The sequence below is a fragment of the Salegentibacter flavus genome (assembly GCF_900115145.1).
GTDB lineage: Bacteria > Bacteroidota > Bacteroidia > Flavobacteriales > Flavobacteriaceae > Salegentibacter > Salegentibacter flavus.
In genome coordinates this window covers 21579-37562 of the sequence record NZ_FOVL01000023.1, presented here as the reverse complement: position 1 = coordinate 37562, position 15984 = coordinate 21579, and the positions used below count along the sequence as shown (strand labels likewise).

Here is a 15984-nt window from a genome sequence, read left to right as displayed (position 1 = left end):
TCTATTTTAATTTCTGGAGTAATTTAGGCAATTGTCTTATAAGCGCCAACTCTTTTAATTTAGCTCTGGCTTCCATTGCCGGATTTCCGGTATAAACAGTATTCTCTTTGGTGGATTTGGTGATCCCGGCCTTGCCCATCATCACACCTCCTTTTTTAACGATAATTCCACTGCGGAAACCAGCCTGTCCCCAAATAGTTACTTCATCTTCAATAACAACAGCTCCCGCGATCCCAACCTGGGAAGCGATAAGACATTTTTTTCCTATTACGGTGTCGTGGCCTACCTGGATAAGGTTATCGAGCTTAGTGCCTTCCCTAATAGTGGTATCGCCGGTAACACCTTTATCTATTGTGCAATTGGCACCAATATCTACATTATTCTCAATCACCACACGGCCTCCCGAAAGGAGTTTATCAAAGCCCTCCGGCCTGTTCTTATAATAAAAGGCATCGCTTCCCAGAACGCTTCCCGAGTGAATTGTCACATTATCCCCAATAACTGTATTGTCATAAATACTCACATTAGCATGGATAAGGCAGTTTTTTCCTATTAGCACATTATTCCCTACAAATGTGTTAGGCTGAATAATGGACCCTTCTCCAATCTTTGCAGAATCGGAAATTAAATTAGGAGCTTTTTCAAAAGGTTTAAAATACCGGGTAAGCTTATTGAAATCGCGAAAAGGATCATCTGAAATCAGCAAAGCCTTTCCTTCGGGAGCTTCCACTTTTTTATTGATCAAAACCACAGATGCCGCAGAATTTAGCGCCTTATCGTAGTATTTTGGATGGTCTACAAAGACGATATCCCCTGGAGTAACGATGTGGATCTCGTTCATTCCGGTTACCGGAAAATCTTCAGCACCCACAAATTCACAATCAAGGATCGTGGCAATTTGTTGTAAACTATGCTCTTGAGGGAATTTCATCTTAGATTGTTTAAAAGGAAAAAACCAGGCAAATAGTCCTGGTTTTTTATCTGAAAATTAAGTTTATTCTTTAATTCTTTCCTTGTAAGTACCCTTTTCGGTTTCTATCCTAATCTTATCCCCTTCGTTAATAAAGAGAGGAACATTCACCTCGGCTCCGGTTTCAACAGTTGCCGGTTTTGTCGCGTTGGTAGCTGTATTTCCTTTTACTCCAGGCTCGGTATGAGTTACTTCCAAAACCACACTGGCAGGCATTTCTACTGAAAGCGGCATATTATCTTCAGTATTGATGATTACCGTAACTACTTCGCCTTCTTTTAAAAGTTTAGGCTGGTCCAGTGCCGATTCAAGAAGCCGGATTTGAGTATAGTCTTCAACATTCATAAAATGATAAAATTCCCCATCATTATAAAGGAACTGGAATTTATGAGTTTCCACCCTTACATCGTCTATTTTATGTCCTGCTGAAAAAGTATTTTCAATCACCTTTCCCGTAGTTACACTTTTTAGTTTGGTACGAACAAAAGCCGGACCTTTCCCAGGCTTTACGTGAAGGAATTCAATAATTTTAAAAATATCGTGATTATATTTAATACACAATCCGTTTCTGATGTCGCTGGTATTTGCCATAATTCTAATTTATTAGTTTGATCCGACGTACCCTTTCATGATACCCCGTTGTGAATTTTTAATGAATTGAAGTATCTCATCCCGCTCGGCAGTGGCCTCCATTTCAGCTTCAATAATCGCCACAGCCTGAGAATTATTATAATTTTTCTGATACAGGATCCGGTAAATATCCTGAATTTCCCTGATTTTTTCGGTGCTGAATCCTCTTCGTCTCAGCCCTATGGAATTAATCCCAACATAAGATAAGGGTTCCCTTCCTGCTTTTACGAATGGTGGAACATCTTTTCTAACCATGGATCCCCCGGTAACAAATGCGTGGTTACCAATGCTGCAGAATTGCTGGATTGCCGCCATTCCAGCCAGGATTACGTAATCTCCAACGCTAATATGTCCTGCAAGAGTACTGTTATTAGAAAAAATACAGTTATCACCTACAATACAATCGTGAGCAATATGGCAATATGCCATAATCCAGCAATTATTACCAACCACTGTTTTCATACGATCTGTTGTACCACGGTTAATGGTAACACACTCCCTTATAGTGGTATTATTGCCAATGACAGTTAGGGTGTCTTCATCATCAAATTTCTTATCCTGCGGAATTGCAGAAATCACAGCACCCGGAAAAATACTACAATTTTTTCCAATGCGGGCACCTTCCATTATAGTTACATTAGAACCAATCCAGGTGCCCTCTCCAATTATAACATCATTATGAATTGTTGTAAAAGGTTCGATTACCACATTCTTGGCAATCTTAGCTCCGGGATGCACATATGCTAGAGGTTGGTTCATAATATTTATTTTGATTTTACAATTTGCGCCATAAGAACCGCTTCGGTTGCTAATTTTCCATTTACGTAGGCATAGCCCTGCATCTGGCAGATTCCCCTACGGATTGGCGCTAATAATTCGAGTTTAAAAATTAAAGTATCTCCGGGTACCACCTGTCGTTTGAACCTAACATTATCTATTTTCATAAAATAGGTAAGATAATTTTCAGGATCGGGAACCGATCTTAAGGCAAGAATACCTCCGGTTTGTGCCATAGCCTCTACCTGAAGTACCCCCGGCATTACAGGTTTCCCGGGAAAATGCCCTACAAAGAAAGGTTCATTCATCGTGACATTTTTCATTCCTATTACACAGGTATCAGTGCAGGTATAAATTTTATCTACCAAAAGAAACGGAGCCCTGTGAGGCAAAATATTCATAATATCGTTAACGTCCATCAAAGGCTTAATATCAGGATTTATCTTAGGAACATTATTTCTTTTTGCTGCTTTGATGATCTTTGCCATCTTTTTTGCAAACTGAGTGTTTACATAATGGCCCGGTTTATTGGCGATCACTTTACCTTTTATCCTGGTCCCTATAAGAGCAAGATCTCCCAGTACATCAAGGAGTTTATGCCTTGCAGCTTCATTGGGATAGTGCAAAGTAAGGTTATCAAGGATTCCGTTTGGCTTAACCGACATTTCTTTACGGTCAAAAGCCACACGGAGTTTTTTCATCGTTTCCTCACCAATTTCCTTATCTACATAAACAATGGCATTGTTTAGATCTCCTCCTTTGATCAATCCGTGATCAAGAAGAGCTTCCAGTTCATGAAGAAAGCTAAAGGTCCTGGCATTGGCGATTTCAGCTTTAAATTCAGAAAGATGGTTGATGGAGGCATTTTGGGTTCCCAGAACTTTGGTGCCAAAATCTACCATAGCAGTAACCTGGTATTCTTCTGCAGGCATTACAATAATCTCACTTCCTGATTCATCATCATGATAACATATTACCTCATCGACTTCATATTCCTCACGTTCGGCATCCAGTTCTCCAATACCTGCTTTCTCAAGAGCTTCGACGAAAAATTTAGACGACCCGTCCATTATTGGAGGTTCAGAAGCATCAAGCTCCATTATTAGGTTATCTATCTCCAGTCCAACACAGGCAGCGAGTACGTGTTCTGAAGTTTGAATAGATACCCCGTTCTTTTCAAGGTTGGTTCCGCGTTGAGTATTTACCACATAAGCAATATCTGCTTCAACTTCTGGTTCCCCGTCAAGGTCAATTCTTTTAAAGACATATCCGGTATTTTCCGGGGCAGGTTTAAAAGTAATAGTTACCGACTGGCCGGTGTGGAGACCTACGCCTTCAAGGGAAACTTTTTCCTTTATGGTGGTTTGCTTAGAAACTTTTTCAGCCATTATTTTCATTTTTTTTCCTTAGTTGCTCAATGGTGTCAACTATTTTGGGCAAATTTTTAAAATGTATATAAGATTTATAGTAATCGTTATAACCAATTGCCGGGCTCCCCTGTAAAGTTTCACCATCTTTCAGATTTCGGCCAATTCCAGACTGGGCCTGGATTCTTACCCGGTCTCCTATATATAAATGACCGGCAATACCTACCTGCCCACCAATTAGACAATTCTTACCAATCTTTGTAGAACCGGCAATACCTGTTTGTGCAGCAATAGCTGTATGCTCTCCAATCTCTACGTTATGCGCAATCTGAATTTGGTTATCCAGTTTCACGCCTTTCCTGATTATTGTTGATCCCAGGGTAGCCCTATCTATTGTGGTGCCGGCTCCAATCTCCACATCATCTTCTATAATTACATTTCCAATCTGGGGAACTTTGGCGTATTTCCCATCCTCTTCAGGGCTAAAACCAAATCCATCGGCTCCTACAATCACCCCACTATGGATAACACAATTATTTCCAACAGTACAGTCTGAATAAATTTTTACTCCTGAAAAAAGAATAACATTATCTCCAATCTTTACATTGTCTCCTAAATAAACGTTTGGATAAATCTTTACGTTATTACCTATTTCCACTTTCTTCCCCACATAAGAGAAAGCTCCCAGGTAGATATCTTCCCCGTATTTCACATCTTCAGAGATGAAACTGGGTTGCTCAATTCCGGATTTATTCAACTTAACCTGATTGTAATACTCCAGCAACTTGGAGAAAGCTTTATAGGCATCCTTTACTTTTATCAGGGTTGTGTGTATTGGCTGTTCGGGTTTAAAGTCTTCATTTACGATGGTAATGGAAGCTTTAGTAGTATATATATAGGAATTATATTTTGGATTGCTTAAAAATGTCAATGCTCCTTTAGCACCTTCTTCGATCTTGGCAAGTTCAGATACTTCGGCTTCGGGATCGCCTACGATCTTTCCCTCCAGTATCTCTGCTATTTGTGATGCGGTAAATTTCATTCTGGCAAAAGTAAAAAAAATGGTTTAATGTTTGGGCTTGGGGTAGCAGATATAATATTTCACCACCGTTTTAGAGAGCGCTTCCAGGTTTAGCTGATCAGAAACCTTAGCAACATCGCTGGTTTTCCCATTTTTATGGAGAATATTAATATTGTTCTTTTCAGTCTTATATGCCAGATTTGCGATCTCACCCCTAAATACAAAGTAATTCGCCTCTTTTTCTGAAATATTATATTTCTTCTGAAGTTTTTCCCGGTGCCGAGCCAGTTTCTCAGATGAAGGTTTTTTCTTTTTGATTTTTACCTTAAGCAGATCGCGGTTAATGATCATCGTGCAAAGGTTGCTTAGAACAAAATCATCACATTCTATCCATTCCTTCATCGCCATTACAATATCATAATCATCAAGACGTGAAAAAACATCCAGGGTATCTTTATCGAAATTATCCCGGGTTACTTTATTATTTAGGAAAAACATCAGGGCCTTGCTGGCATGTAACTTTGTCCCTTCTTCAATGAGTTCCTTAGCCCTTTTTAAAACCCTTATTAGCAATTGCTCAGCAACCAGGCTGGTTTTATGTAAATAAACCTGCCAGTACATGAGTCGGCGTGCCACCAGGAATTTTTCTACTGAATAGATCCCCTTCTCTTCCACTACTAGTTCGCCGTTCACAACATTAAGCATGGTTATAAGACGTTCGCTGTTAATATTACCCTCAGCAGCACCGGTATAAAAGCTATCCCTTTTAAGATAATCAAGACGGTCCATATCCAGCTGACTCGATACCAGCTGATTCAAAAACTTTCTTTCATAATCACCCTTAAAGATCTGGATGGCCAGCGTTAAACTTTGGTTAAATTCCCGGTTGATTTCCTCCATAAAAAGCAATGATATACTTTCGTGATCAATGCCCTCAACGATACTATGCTCCATAGCATGAGAAAATGGGCCGTGGCCAATATCATGCAAAAGAATAGCAATTTGCAAGGCTTCTTCTTCGGCTTCGGAAATCATAACTCCTTTATACCGAAGAATTCTCACCGCTTTTTGCATTAGGTGTACACAACCCAGAGCGTGATGAAATCGTGTATGATGGGCCCCGGGATAAACCAGATAAGAAAGCCCCATTTGCGAAATACGGCGTAATCTTTGAAAATATGGATGCTCGATAAGGTTAAAGATCTGCTGACTCGGGATGGTAATAAATCCGTAAATTGGGTCGTTTAATATTTTTAGTTTGTGTTGAGATGCCAAGCCTTATTTTCTTTAATTTAAAACAAATATACATATATGAATAACATCAAAATATTGTGGGTAGATGATGAGATCGATTTACTAAAGCCGCATATCCTTTTTTTGGAGAATAAAAATTACGATGTTACTACCAGCAAGAGTGGTACTGAAGCTTTAGAGCAAATTGAACAGGAGAATTTTGATATTGTTTTTCTTGACGAAAATATGCCTGGACTTACCGGCCTTGAAACCTTAGCCGAAATCAAAGAGAAAAGAGAAAACCTCCCTATCGTTATGATCACCAAGAGTGAAGAAGAATTTATTATGGAGGAAGCTATAGGCTCCAAGATCGCCGATTATCTTATAAAACCCGTGAACCCAAACCAGATCCTGCTAAGTATAAAGAAAAACCTGGATCACTCGAGACTTATTTCAGAAAAAACAACTTCTAATTATCAGCAGGAGTTCAGGAAGATCGCGATGGATATGGCTCAGGTAAATTCCTACGAGGAATGGGCAGAATTATACCAACGCCTTATTTACTGGGAACTTCAATTAGAAACTATTGAAGACAGTGGGATGTTTGAGATCCTTGAATCACAAAAGCAGGAAGCCAATACGCAGTTCTGTAAATTCATAGATAAGAATTACCCCGGTTGGTTCGAGAAAAAAGCCGATGCCCCGGTAATGTCTCACACAATTTTCAAGGAAAAGATAGTTCCCGAAATTTCGAAAGACCAACCTACGCTTTTGGTGGTGGTAGACAATCTAAGATATGATCAATGGAAAGCCTTTGAACCCGTTGTAAGTACATATTATAAAAAGACAGAAGAATCCCCTTTCTACAGTATTCTTCCTACTGCAACGCAATATGCCCGGAACGCGATGTTTTCAGGGCTTATGCCGAGTGAAATGGAGAAACTCTTTCCGAAGTATTGGAAAAACGATACCGACGAAGGTGGCAAAAATAACTACGAAGCTGAATTCCTAAGGGAACAGCTTAAGCGTCTTGGCTTAAACATAAAACACGAATATCATAAGATCACTAGCTTAAAAGCTGGAAGGAAACTGGTGGAGAATTTCAAAACCCAAAAGAATAATGATCTCACCGTAGTGGTTTACAATTTTGTAGATATGCTTTCACATTCAAAAACCGAAATGGAAGTTATAAAAGAGCTGGCATCTAACGATAAATCCTACCGCTCGCTTACCCACAGCTGGTTTAAAAATTCTCCATTATTAGAGATCATCCAACAAGCACAACAGTTAGGTTTTAAACTTATCCTCACTACTGACCATGGAACTATAAATGTAAAACATCCTTCTAAAGTTATAGGAGACAAAAACACCAGTCTTAATTTAAGGTATAAAACTGGTAAAAGTCTCACCTATGAAGAAAAAGATGTGTTGGCGGCCAAAAATCCCAAGAGCATTCATTTGCCTACTTTAAATATGAGTAGCTCTTTTATTTTCGCAAAGGGAGATCTGTTCTTTGCATATCCAAACAATTTCAACCATTATGTAAGCTATTACCGCAATACCTACCAGCACGGGGGAGTATCCCTGGAAGAAATGGTGATACCTTTTGTGGTGATGACCCCAAAATAACTTATTAAATCCTGTGTCTATCAGCCGTTTGTATGGCTTTATAAGTTTTTACTTATCTTTGTGAATAATAAAAGTTCAGGTTTTATGCCCCTAACCTATAATCTAAATGAAATTGACCTGGCGGTTGATTATATTCTGAAGAACGCTAAAAACAAGACTCTTTTATTTTACGGGGAAATGGGAGCGGGCAAAACTACCCTGATTAGGGCTTTAGTAAAAGCACTTGGAAGTGAAGATTTGGCGTCGAGCCCAACTTTTTCATTGGTAAATGAATATAGTAGCACAGAAGGTCCTATTTATCATTTCGATTTTTATCGCATTGAAGATGAAAATGAAGCCCTGGATATGGGAATTGAAGATTATTTTGAAAGCCCAGGTTGGAAATTAATAGAATGGCCACAAAAAATAGAGAATTTACTGGAGCCGGAATGGCAAAAAATAGAGCTGAAAATAAAAGATGAAAATTTAAGAGTGTTAAATATTTGTTAATGAAATCTTAAAGACCTAGATTTTCTGCCCAAAAGACGTTGTAAGATTTTTTTTACAAATCCAGGGGTAATTAAAAGCTGAAATAGCAATTTTTTATTTTAAACCGATGAAATAAGGGCTTTCGACTTACTGCTAAATAGTAATTTTAATTCATTAATTACAGTTTTTTATTCCGAAAAAGGCGGCAAAAGTACAATTAATGTATTAATTTTTAGTGCTTTATAATGTTATAGGTTTGTTTCAGAAATCAAAACGAAATAACAACTACTAAACCTATACATTATGAAAATTAAAGCATTATTATTCGGAGCAGCAATCTTTGGAGCCAGTTTTTTTGTAACTTCCACCACTGATAACGATAATACGGATGACATCAAAAGACAAGCGATCGACCGCTCAGCCATCAAAGTTCCTACTAACGGGTAGTCTTATTGCCCTTTCAATAGCATTTTCACCATATTTATTTTACCTATATGAAATTTTCCCAAACGGTTCCGTTTGGGAAACTTCTTTTTTTACCTATGAGAGTCTTTACTACGAAAGTGTCTTAGCTGCAGCCTGGACCTATTTAGGTAAAATTGTACCTTTATATTTATTGTTGATCTGGTTTTTCACTTGTAAACATTGGTGGTACCACGTTATTTTAGTACCAGTTTCAATGTATACTTATCAATTAATAAGCACAGTATATGATGACTTTTATAATATTCAGGATCCAATGGACACCAACCAGCTAATCTATTTAGCACCTTTCTTTATAGTTATTCTTTCAATTGTTTATCTAATTCGGATTAAAATCTTTGACCGGATCTACGGCATCGATCTAAGCGAGCTGGAAGAAACTGATGTCTCTGTAGTTTCCCCCATTTCAGAAAGGGATCGCCGGGATCTGCACGAATTTCGTAATGACAATTATGAAGAGTATTTTCAGGAAGACTACTACCAGAAACTTTGATTGTAGCTATTCTCCAAAATAGTTGTATTTTAATTCCTTAAAGTTTCACAAGTCTTAATATGGGAAAACAGGTCTCCCCTTTTACCAAAGAACAACTCATTCCGCAGGAAGAAACCCTGGAAATTTTCAAGAACAAGGGAAAGCTTTTTATTGGGCTACCAAAGGAAACTTCATACCAGGAAAAACGCATATGTTTAAGTCCTGATGCGGTAGCAGCTATTACGGCACATGGTCATCGGGTGATGATAGAGTCGGGTGCAGGTCAATGGGCCCGGTTCAGCGATAAGGATTATTCTGAGGCCGGCGCCGAGATCACCAAAGACACCAAAAAGGTGTTCTCCTGTCCTACCATTTTAAAAGTTGAACCAGCTTCCATGGAGGAGTTGGAACTCATCAATCCTCAAACGATATTAATTTCGGCGCTTCAGCTTAAAACACAATGCAAGCAATACTTTCAGAAGCTGGCAGAAAAACGAATTACCGCCCTCGCTTTCGAGTTCATTCGGGATGATGATGGCAGTTATCCCATTGTAAGAGCAATGAGTGAAATTGCCGGTACGGCCTCTGTCCTGATCGCTTCAGAAATAATGAGTAATCATGTAAAAGGTAACGGGTTGATGTTTGGAAACATTAGTGGTGTGCCTCCTATCGAAGTTGTGATATTGGGAGCGGGCACTGTGGGTGAATTTGCCACACGTTCTTCTATAGGCCTTGGGGCCAGCGTCAAGGTATTTGATAGCTCGCTCACCAAACTCAGGAGTATACAGTCTAATCTCGGCAATACATTTTATACTTCTACGATTCAGCCTAAAAACTTAAGCAAGGCCATAAAACGTTGTGATGTTTTGATTGGAGCCGTGAGAGGAAAAAACCGATCTCCCGTGCTTATTACCGACGATATGGTGCAAACTATGAAACGAGGCGCCGTAATTATAGATGTTAGCATAGATATGGGGGGATGTGTGGAAACCAGCGAAATAACATCCCACGATCAACCTATTTTCACCAAACACGATATAATACATTATTGCGTTCCTAATATTCCTTCCCGTTACGCCAGAACTTCATCGCTTTCCATCAGCAACATCTTCACTCCTTACCTGCTACATATAGCAGATGAAGGCGGATTGGAAAACACGCTGAGATTTGACAAAGGTTTAAGAAATGGTTTGTACTTTTACCACGGAATTTTGACCAATAAATCTATTGCAGATTGGTTTGATCTTTCTTACAGAGATATCAATTTGCTCATTTTTTAGGCTGAATTTCTAAAAATATAAATCATCAAATCTTATAACTAGATTTTCAAGTAGACATCTTCAATGAAATTAATTCACCGTATAGGTTACTTCTCTGTGGGCTTGTTTTTTGGCATCATTCTGTTAATCTTTTTCCTGGGCGGAAAGAGAGCCTCCTGTGATTATACCCCAACCGACAGAGTTTTAAAAAATATCCGCACAAAATCCAGGGCATATTCCCCTGAAGTTTTAAGCTATTTTGAAGCTAATAATCTTGATACCGCTAAGGTTTCCCAAATCCTGGAAACAGGAGATGTTGATTTTGGCAGAAGTAATACCGATGCTGAACCCTGTAATATTTACCTCGTTTCTGAAAAAATAAATTCTGAAACCCTCGAGCTTCAGATCGAGAACTGTGACAGTCTTGCTACCCTAAAAACAGCTAAGCTTATCAAAAATTAAAAAGTAACTGTCTGGAAAAAGATAAAATTTGGGCTTTCCAGACAGTTATTTCTGTTTAGAGAATCTGGGCAGTGTGTTCTTTGGTTTTCACCTTTTTGATCACATCTTCAATTTTCCCTTCTTCGTCAATTATAAAGGTAGTACGGTGGATCCCATCATATTCTTTTCCCATAAATTTTTTGGGGCCCCAAACACCATAGGCGTTTATCACTTCTTTATCCTCATCGGCAAGCAATGGAAAAGGGAAGTCATATTTATTTTTAAAATTTGATTGCCGTTTTTTAGAATCAGCACTCACTCCAAGCACCGTATAACCCTTTTTCTGAAACTGTTCCCAGTTGTCTCTCAGGTTACAGGCTTCGGCAGTACAGCCGGGTGTACTGGCTTTTGGATAGAAGAAAAGCACGAGTTTCTTTCCTTCAAAATCTGAAAGTTGCACAATATTACCGTCTTGATCTTCGGCTTTAAAATCGGGGGCTTTGTCGCCCGCTTCCAATGTTGTCATAATTATTACTTTTGTGTAAAATTAAGCAATATGAACAAACAAGAAAAGGTACAATTTGTTATAGATACCTTAAATGATATTTATCCCCAGGTTCCAATTCCATTAGATCACAAAGATCCTTACACTTTATTGATCGCCGTTTTGCTTTCAGCTCAAAGCACTGATGTGAAAGTGAACCAAATCACTCCCGAACTTTTCAAAATAGCCGACAATCCTTATGATATGATTAAACTGAGCGTGGAGGAGATCAGGGAGATTATAAAACCTATAGGGCTTTCTCCAATGAAATCTAAGGGAATTCACGGTCTTTCAGAAATACTTATCGAGAAACATAAAGGGCAGGTCCCTGCCGATTTTGAAGCCCTGGAAGAATTGCCTGCCGTTGGACATAAAACAGCTAGCGTAGTAATGTCTCAGGCCTTTAATATTCCGGCATTTCCGGTAGACACCCACATTCAAAGGCTCATGTACCGCTGGAACCTTAGCAATGGTAAAAACGTAACACAAACAGAGAAAGATGCCAAAAGACTTTTCCCAAAAGATCTTTGGAACAAACTTCATCTTCAGATCATCTGGTATGGACGGCAGTATTCCCCAGCCCGGGGCTGGGATTTAGATAAAGATATTATCACCAAAACCATTGGCAGAAAAAGTCTGATAAAGTAGTATTTGAAGAATATAGGATAAAAAAAAGACCTGCAGGCTAAAGACAGGTCTTTAAACATCACTTCTCAATTATATTAATTAAGAAAGGTCTCGAACTTCATGCTTTGATATTTAGTAATATTCAAAGCTCTTGAGTAGTTTAAAAGAAAATTTAAGGTTTCCTTTTTAGGTTTTAAATCATTCAATTTTTCCTCTTTAGAGGTGTTTTTTGTGTAAAAGTTCCCCATTTTATAAATTTTGCATTGGTTTAAATAGATAACGCAATGAAAAGGGGAATAGTATAGATTAATTTGTTAAAATTAAGTTATGCTTATCGATTATTTTCCTGAGATTGATTAAAGCGTAACGCATTCTTCCCAGGGCAGTATTTATGCTAACGCCGGTACGTTCTGATATCTCTTTGAAACTCATATCCTTATAGATCCGCATAGTTAAAACTTCAAGCTGATCTTCAGGAAGTTCTTTAATAAGCTCCTGTACATCGAATTCTATTTGTTCTTTGATTAACTGCGTTTCTGCATTTAGGTTTGAATCGCTTAAGACCGAAAAAATATTAAAATCGCCTTTATTTTCGAACTTTGGCATACGCTTATTTTTCCTAAAATGATCTATGACCAAATTATGGGCAATCCGCATAACCCAGGGTAAAAACTTACCTTCTTCGTTATACTTCCCTTTTTTGAGAGTATTGATCACTTTAATAAAGGTATCCTGAAAAACGTCTTCAGCAACATCTTTATCAAATACTTTAGAATAAATAAAACTGTAAATTCGGTGTTGATGCCTGGAAATTAATTTAGAGAGTGCATTTTCATTTCCACCAAGATATTCCCGCACGAGAATAGCATCGCTTACTTTAAGGTTTTCCATATTAGTTACTTTTGTTCAGGATGGTAGGGGCAACCTGAGATTTAGGTTATTTAGTTTTAAAAGTAACTTTATGCAATAGGCAAGATAATTTTGAGTTAAACCGTGGCTCAAATATAGCAAGATAAATTCGACAATCGCAAACAAAAGCTTAATATTTTAACATTACTATAAGAAATAAGGGGCTTTTTCTCCTGCTGCTTATTGAGTACATTTGCATTTCAAGACCATACAACATAGCATGAATATTGACGTAGAGAAGGTTGATCCCAAAAAGAATATTATCATTAAAGGTGCAAAACTGCACAATCTAAAAGATATCAATGTAGTAATTCCCCGGAATAAACTGGTAGTTATAACCGGTCTTTCAGGTTCAGGGAAATCCAGTCTCGCTTTCGATACTTTGTATGCCGAAGGTCAACGCAGGTATGTGGAGAGCCTATCTTCATATGCCCGTCAATTTCTGGGAAGGCTTAATAAACCAAAAGTAGATTATATAAAAGGAATAGCCCCGGCCATAGCCATAGAACAGAAAGTTAATTCTACCAACCCACGGTCTACCGTAGGTACTTCCACCGAAATTTATGATTATCTAAAACTTCTTTTTGCCCGCATCGGAAGGACCTATTCCCCTGTTTCTGGAAATGAAGTCAAAAAAGATACGGTTACCGATGTGGTTAACTATGTAAAGTCTTTTGCAGAAGGTGAAAAACTCCTCCTGCTCTCCCCTATTCATCTGGAAAATGGCAGATCCCTGGAGGAAAAGATAAAAGTACTGGCCCAGCAGGGATACAGTAGAGTAAAGATTAAAGATGAGGTAAGACGAATTGATGAAGCTGATCTGGCACATGCAGATGCTTCGGAAACTTTTCTTGTGGTTGACCGAATAATAACCAAAGACGAGGAAGATTTTTATAATCGGCTGGCAGATGCTACCGATGCGGCCTTCTTTGAAGGTAAAGGCGAACTCTATATTCAAAAATTAAGCGATAATGAATTACGTCACTTCAGTAATAAGTTTGAATTGGATGGAATAAGCTTTCCAGAGCCAAATGTTCATCTTTTCAGTTTTAATAACCCCTACGGGGCTTGTTCAAAATGCGAAGGTTACGGAGATGTAATAGGGATTGATGAAGACCTGGTTATTCCAAACACCGGCCTCTCTGTATATGAAAATGCTATATATCCATGGCGAGGTGAAAGTATGAGCTGGTACCGCAATCAGTTGGTAAATAACTCTCATAAATTTGATTTTCCTATACACAAGCCCTGGTTTGAACTTTCAGAAGAACAAAAAGAACTGGTCTGGACGGGGAATGAATATTTTGAAGGTATTAACGAGTTCTTCGAATTCCTGGAGAGTAAGGCTTATAAAATCCAGAACAGGGTAATGCTAAGCCGCTATCGGGGTAAGACCAAATGCAGCGCCTGTAAAGGTAAAAGACTTAGGCCTGAAGCTGAATATGTAAAGATAGGCGGCCATAGCATCACCGATCTTGTAGAAAAACCCTTGCATAAGGTAAGAGCGTTTTTCAATGACCTGGAGCTAAATGAATATGATACTCAAATCGCTAAAAGGTTATTAACCGAAATAAGAAACCGCCTGGACTTTCTCTCCCAGGTAGGCCTGGATTATCTCACCCTAAACCGGAAATCCAATACCTTATCGGGAGGAGAATCCCAGCGAATAAACCTGGCAACATCCCTTGGGAGTAGTCTCGTAGGATCGATGTATATACTGGATGAACCTTCAATAGGCTTGCACCCGAAAGACACTGAAAATCTAATAGAGGTTTTAAAAAATCTTCGTGATTTAGGTAATACCGTCATCGTTGTAGAGCATGATGAAGACATAATGAACGCTGCCGATGAAATTATAGACATTGGTCCCGAAGCCGGAACGAATGGCGGTGAAGTTGTTGCGGTAGGTAAAATGAAAGATATTTTAAAGTCCACCTCCCTTACGGCACAATATCTTAATGGCACCGAAAAGATAGAATTGCCAGAAGAAAGGCGTAAAACCAAGAGAAACATAAAAATCACCGGAGCCAGAGAGAATAATCTTAAAAATATAGATGTTACCTTCCCGCTAGGTGTTTTCACTGCGATAACCGGGGTTTCCGGAAGTGGAAAAAGCACGCTTGTTAAGAAGATCCTTTATCCTGCTGCCCAAAAGAAAATTGGAGGTTATGGAGAGAAAGCAGGTCAGTTTACGGCAATAGAAGGAGATTTTGATAACCTGGGCAGCATTGAATTTGTTGACCAGAATCCCATTGGCCGAAGTTCCCGCTCCAACCCTGTAACCTATATAAAAGCTTACGACGACATTAGAAACTTATTTTCGAATCAGAAATTGTCTAAGATAAGGGACTATACCCCAAAATATTTTTCATTTAATGTGGATGGAGGCCGCTGTGAGGTTTGTAAAGGAGAAGGGGAAGTTACCATAGAGATGCAGTTTATGGCTGATGTGCACCTGGAGTGTGAAGCCTGCAACGGAAAACGCTTTAAAAAAGAAGTCCTGGAGGTAACATTTGCCGATAAGAACATAGATGATGTTTTGAAAATGACCATTGATGATGCTACAGAGTTTTTTCACGAGCACAAGCAAGAAAAAATAGTCAGAAAATTAAAACCTTTACAAGATGTAGGCCTCGGCTATGTGCAATTAGGCCAGAGCTCCTCTACTCTTTCCGGAGGGGAAGCACAGCGTATTAAACTGGCTTCTTTTCTGGTAAAAGGAAACACCAAAGAAAAGGCCCTGTTTATCTTTGATGAGCCTACCACGGGATTGCATTTTCACGATATTAAAAAGTTGCTTAAGTCATTCAACGCCCTGATTAAAAAAGGGCATTCTGTGATCGTAATTGAACACAATATGGACCTGGTTAAATGCGCCGATTATGTGATCGACCTTGGCCCCGAGGGAGGAGAAAACGGAGGCCATCTTGTTGCCTTCGGCACACCGGAAGAGGTTGCTGAAAACAAGAAATCTTACACCGCTAAGTACCTCAAGGAAAAATTATAGATTCCACCAAACCAACTTAAAATATTGAAAATCAAAATATTTGGTTGTTTTGCAACAAATATTAACAAGCCCACTAGCAGCGCCTAACAGGGCTTTCCGGACTTTGGCACGTAGTTTGTAACTTTAAAGTCGTAACCCACTCCTATC

At 38.8% G+C, this 15984-nt stretch carries 16 protein-coding genes; 8 read left to right on the top strand and 8 right to left on the bottom strand.

All coding sequences use genetic code 11. The annotated features are described in order from the left end of the window. Position 1: 1 nt before the first annotated feature. The 6 genes from BM266_RS14700 to BM266_RS14675 all read right to left on the bottom strand — a co-directional run bounded on the left by BM266_RS14700 (position 2) and on the right by BM266_RS14675 (position 6040). The gene (locus BM266_RS14700) at positions 2-931 is read right to left on the bottom strand and encodes a UDP-3-O-(3-hydroxymyristoyl)glucosamine N-acyltransferase (protein ID WP_093411034.1); all 930 of its coding nucleotides are present in this window, start codon (positions 929-931) and stop codon (positions 2-4) included. 63 nt (positions 932-994) lie between these two features. After that, positions 995-1561, bottom strand: a complete 567-nt coding sequence (gene efp / locus BM266_RS14695) for an elongation factor P (RefSeq protein ID WP_093411032.1) — start codon at positions 1559-1561, stop codon at positions 995-997. Between the two features lie 12 nt (positions 1562-1573). Further along, positions 1574-2359: an acyl-ACP--UDP-N-acetylglucosamine O-acyltransferase gene (gene lpxA / locus BM266_RS14690; RefSeq protein ID WP_093411031.1), complete on the bottom strand. Its 786-nt coding sequence runs from the start codon at positions 2357-2359 to the stop codon at positions 1574-1576. A gap of 5 nt (positions 2360-2364) precedes the next feature. Further along, positions 2365-3765, bottom strand: a complete 1401-nt coding sequence (locus BM266_RS14685; protein WP_093411065.1) for a bifunctional UDP-3-O-[3-hydroxymyristoyl] N-acetylglucosamine deacetylase/3-hydroxyacyl-ACP dehydratase — start codon at positions 3763-3765, stop codon at positions 2365-2367. After that, positions 3758-4786 carry a UDP-3-O-(3-hydroxymyristoyl)glucosamine N-acyltransferase gene (lpxD, locus tag BM266_RS14680; protein ID WP_093411029.1) on the bottom strand — a complete coding sequence of 343 codons (1029 nt, stop codon included), beginning with the start codon at positions 4784-4786 and terminating at the stop codon, positions 3758-3760. The genes BM266_RS14685 and lpxD overlap by 8 nt, the downstream gene beginning before the upstream one ends. 24 nt (positions 4787-4810) lie before the next feature. Continuing rightward, on the bottom strand, positions 4811-6040 hold the full coding sequence (locus tag BM266_RS14675) for an HD domain-containing protein (RefSeq protein WP_093411027.1): 1230 nt from the start codon (positions 6038-6040) through the stop codon (positions 4811-4813). A gap of 36 nt (positions 6041-6076) precedes the next feature. Here BM266_RS14675 and porX point away from each other — a divergent pair, with 36 nt between their 5' ends. The 6 genes from porX to BM266_RS14650 all read left to right on the top strand — a co-directional run bounded on the left by porX (position 6077) and on the right by BM266_RS14650 (position 10771). Next, a complete protein-coding gene (gene porX / locus BM266_RS14670; RefSeq protein ID WP_093411026.1) occupies positions 6077-7627 on the top strand; it encodes a T9SS response regulator signal transducer PorX in 1551 nt (516 codons plus the stop codon). An 84-nt stretch (positions 7628-7711) separates the two neighbouring features. Then, positions 7712-8116, top strand: a complete 405-nt coding sequence (tsaE, locus tag BM266_RS14665; protein ID WP_093411024.1) for a tRNA (adenosine(37)-N6)-threonylcarbamoyltransferase complex ATPase subunit type 1 TsaE — start codon at positions 7712-7714, stop codon at positions 8114-8116. Positions 8117-8398: 282 nt separating this feature from the next. Next, on the top strand, positions 8399-8542 hold the full coding sequence (locus BM266_RS17165) for a hypothetical protein (protein WP_175494817.1): 144 nt from the start codon (positions 8399-8401) through the stop codon (positions 8540-8542). A gap of 232 nt (positions 8543-8774) precedes the next feature. Beyond that, entirely contained in the window at positions 8775-9071 is a 297-nt protein-coding gene (locus BM266_RS17420) for a hypothetical protein (protein WP_245760463.1), read from the top strand. Between the two features lie 59 nt (positions 9072-9130). After that, the gene (locus BM266_RS14655; RefSeq protein ID WP_093411020.1) at positions 9131-10330 is read left to right on the top strand and encodes an alanine dehydrogenase; all 1200 of its coding nucleotides are present in this window, start codon (positions 9131-9133) and stop codon (positions 10328-10330) included. Positions 10331-10393: 63 nt separating this feature from the next. Beyond that, the gene (locus BM266_RS14650; protein ID WP_093411019.1) at positions 10394-10771 is read left to right on the top strand and encodes a DUF4258 domain-containing protein; all 378 of its coding nucleotides are present in this window, start codon (positions 10394-10396) and stop codon (positions 10769-10771) included. Positions 10772-10826: 55 nt separating this feature from the next. On the opposite strand, the gene bcp is transcribed toward BM266_RS14650, so the two are convergent. Beyond that, positions 10827-11276 (bottom strand): thioredoxin-dependent thiol peroxidase, encoded by a 450-nt coding sequence (gene bcp, locus BM266_RS14645; RefSeq protein ID WP_093411017.1) that lies wholly within the window; start codon positions 11274-11276, stop codon positions 10827-10829. Between the two features lie 30 nt (positions 11277-11306). Here bcp and BM266_RS14640 point away from each other — a divergent pair, with 30 nt between their 5' ends. Further along, the gene (locus BM266_RS14640) at positions 11307-11942 is read left to right on the top strand and encodes an endonuclease III domain-containing protein (protein WP_093411016.1); all 636 of its coding nucleotides are present in this window, start codon (positions 11307-11309) and stop codon (positions 11940-11942) included. A gap of 285 nt (positions 11943-12227) precedes the next feature. Here BM266_RS14640 and BM266_RS14635 read toward each other — a convergent pair whose 3' ends face one another. Continuing rightward, on the bottom strand, positions 12228-12812 hold the full coding sequence (locus BM266_RS14635) for an RNA polymerase sigma factor (protein WP_093411014.1): 585 nt from the start codon (positions 12810-12812) through the stop codon (positions 12228-12230). Between the two features lie 238 nt (positions 12813-13050). Here BM266_RS14635 and uvrA point away from each other — a divergent pair, with 238 nt between their 5' ends. Further along, a complete protein-coding gene (gene uvrA, locus BM266_RS14630) occupies positions 13051-15837 on the top strand; it encodes an excinuclease ABC subunit UvrA (protein WP_093411013.1) in 2787 nt (928 codons plus the stop codon). Positions 15838-15984 lie beyond the last annotated feature (147 nt).

Excerpts from the sequence above, each read along its gene's own strand:
- BM266_RS14700 (WP_093411034.1), bottom strand. The coding sequence starts at position 931 with ATGAAATTCCCTCAAGAGCATAGTTTACAACAAATTGCCACGATCCTT.
- efp (WP_093411032.1), bottom strand. The coding sequence starts at position 1,561 with ATGGCAAATACCAGCGACATCAGAAACGGATTGTGTATTAAATATAAT.
- lpxA (WP_093411031.1), bottom strand. The coding sequence starts at position 2,359 with ATGAACCAACCTCTAGCATATGTGCATCCCGGAGCTAAGATTGCCAAG.
- BM266_RS14685 (WP_093411065.1), bottom strand. The coding sequence starts at position 3,765 with ATGGCTGAAAAAGTTTCTAAGCAAACCACCATAAAGGAAAAAGTTTCC.
- lpxD (WP_093411029.1), bottom strand. The coding sequence starts at position 4,786 with ATGAAATTTACCGCATCACAAATAGCAGAGATACTGGAGGGAAAGATC.
- porX (WP_093411026.1), top strand. The coding sequence starts at position 6,077 with ATGAATAACATCAAAATATTGTGGGTAGATGATGAGATCGATTTACTA.
- tsaE (WP_093411024.1), top strand. The coding sequence starts at position 7,712 with ATGCCCCTAACCTATAATCTAAATGAAATTGACCTGGCGGTTGATTAT.
- BM266_RS17165 (WP_175494817.1), top strand. The coding sequence starts at position 8,399 with ATGAAAATTAAAGCATTATTATTCGGAGCAGCAATCTTTGGAGCCAGT.
- BM266_RS17420 (WP_245760463.1), top strand. The coding sequence starts at position 8,775 with ATGTATACTTATCAATTAATAAGCACAGTATATGATGACTTTTATAAT.
- BM266_RS14655 (WP_093411020.1), top strand. The coding sequence starts at position 9,131 with ATGGGAAAACAGGTCTCCCCTTTTACCAAAGAACAACTCATTCCGCAG.
- BM266_RS14650 (WP_093411019.1), top strand. The coding sequence starts at position 10,394 with ATGAAATTAATTCACCGTATAGGTTACTTCTCTGTGGGCTTGTTTTTT.
- bcp (WP_093411017.1), bottom strand. The coding sequence starts at position 11,276 with ATGACAACATTGGAAGCGGGCGACAAAGCCCCCGATTTTAAAGCCGAA.
- BM266_RS14640 (WP_093411016.1), top strand. The coding sequence starts at position 11,307 with ATGAACAAACAAGAAAAGGTACAATTTGTTATAGATACCTTAAATGAT.
- BM266_RS14635 (WP_093411014.1), bottom strand. The coding sequence starts at position 12,812 with ATGGAAAACCTTAAAGTAAGCGATGCTATTCTCGTGCGGGAATATCTT.
- uvrA (WP_093411013.1), top strand. The coding sequence starts at position 13,051 with ATGAATATTGACGTAGAGAAGGTTGATCCCAAAAAGAATATTATCATT.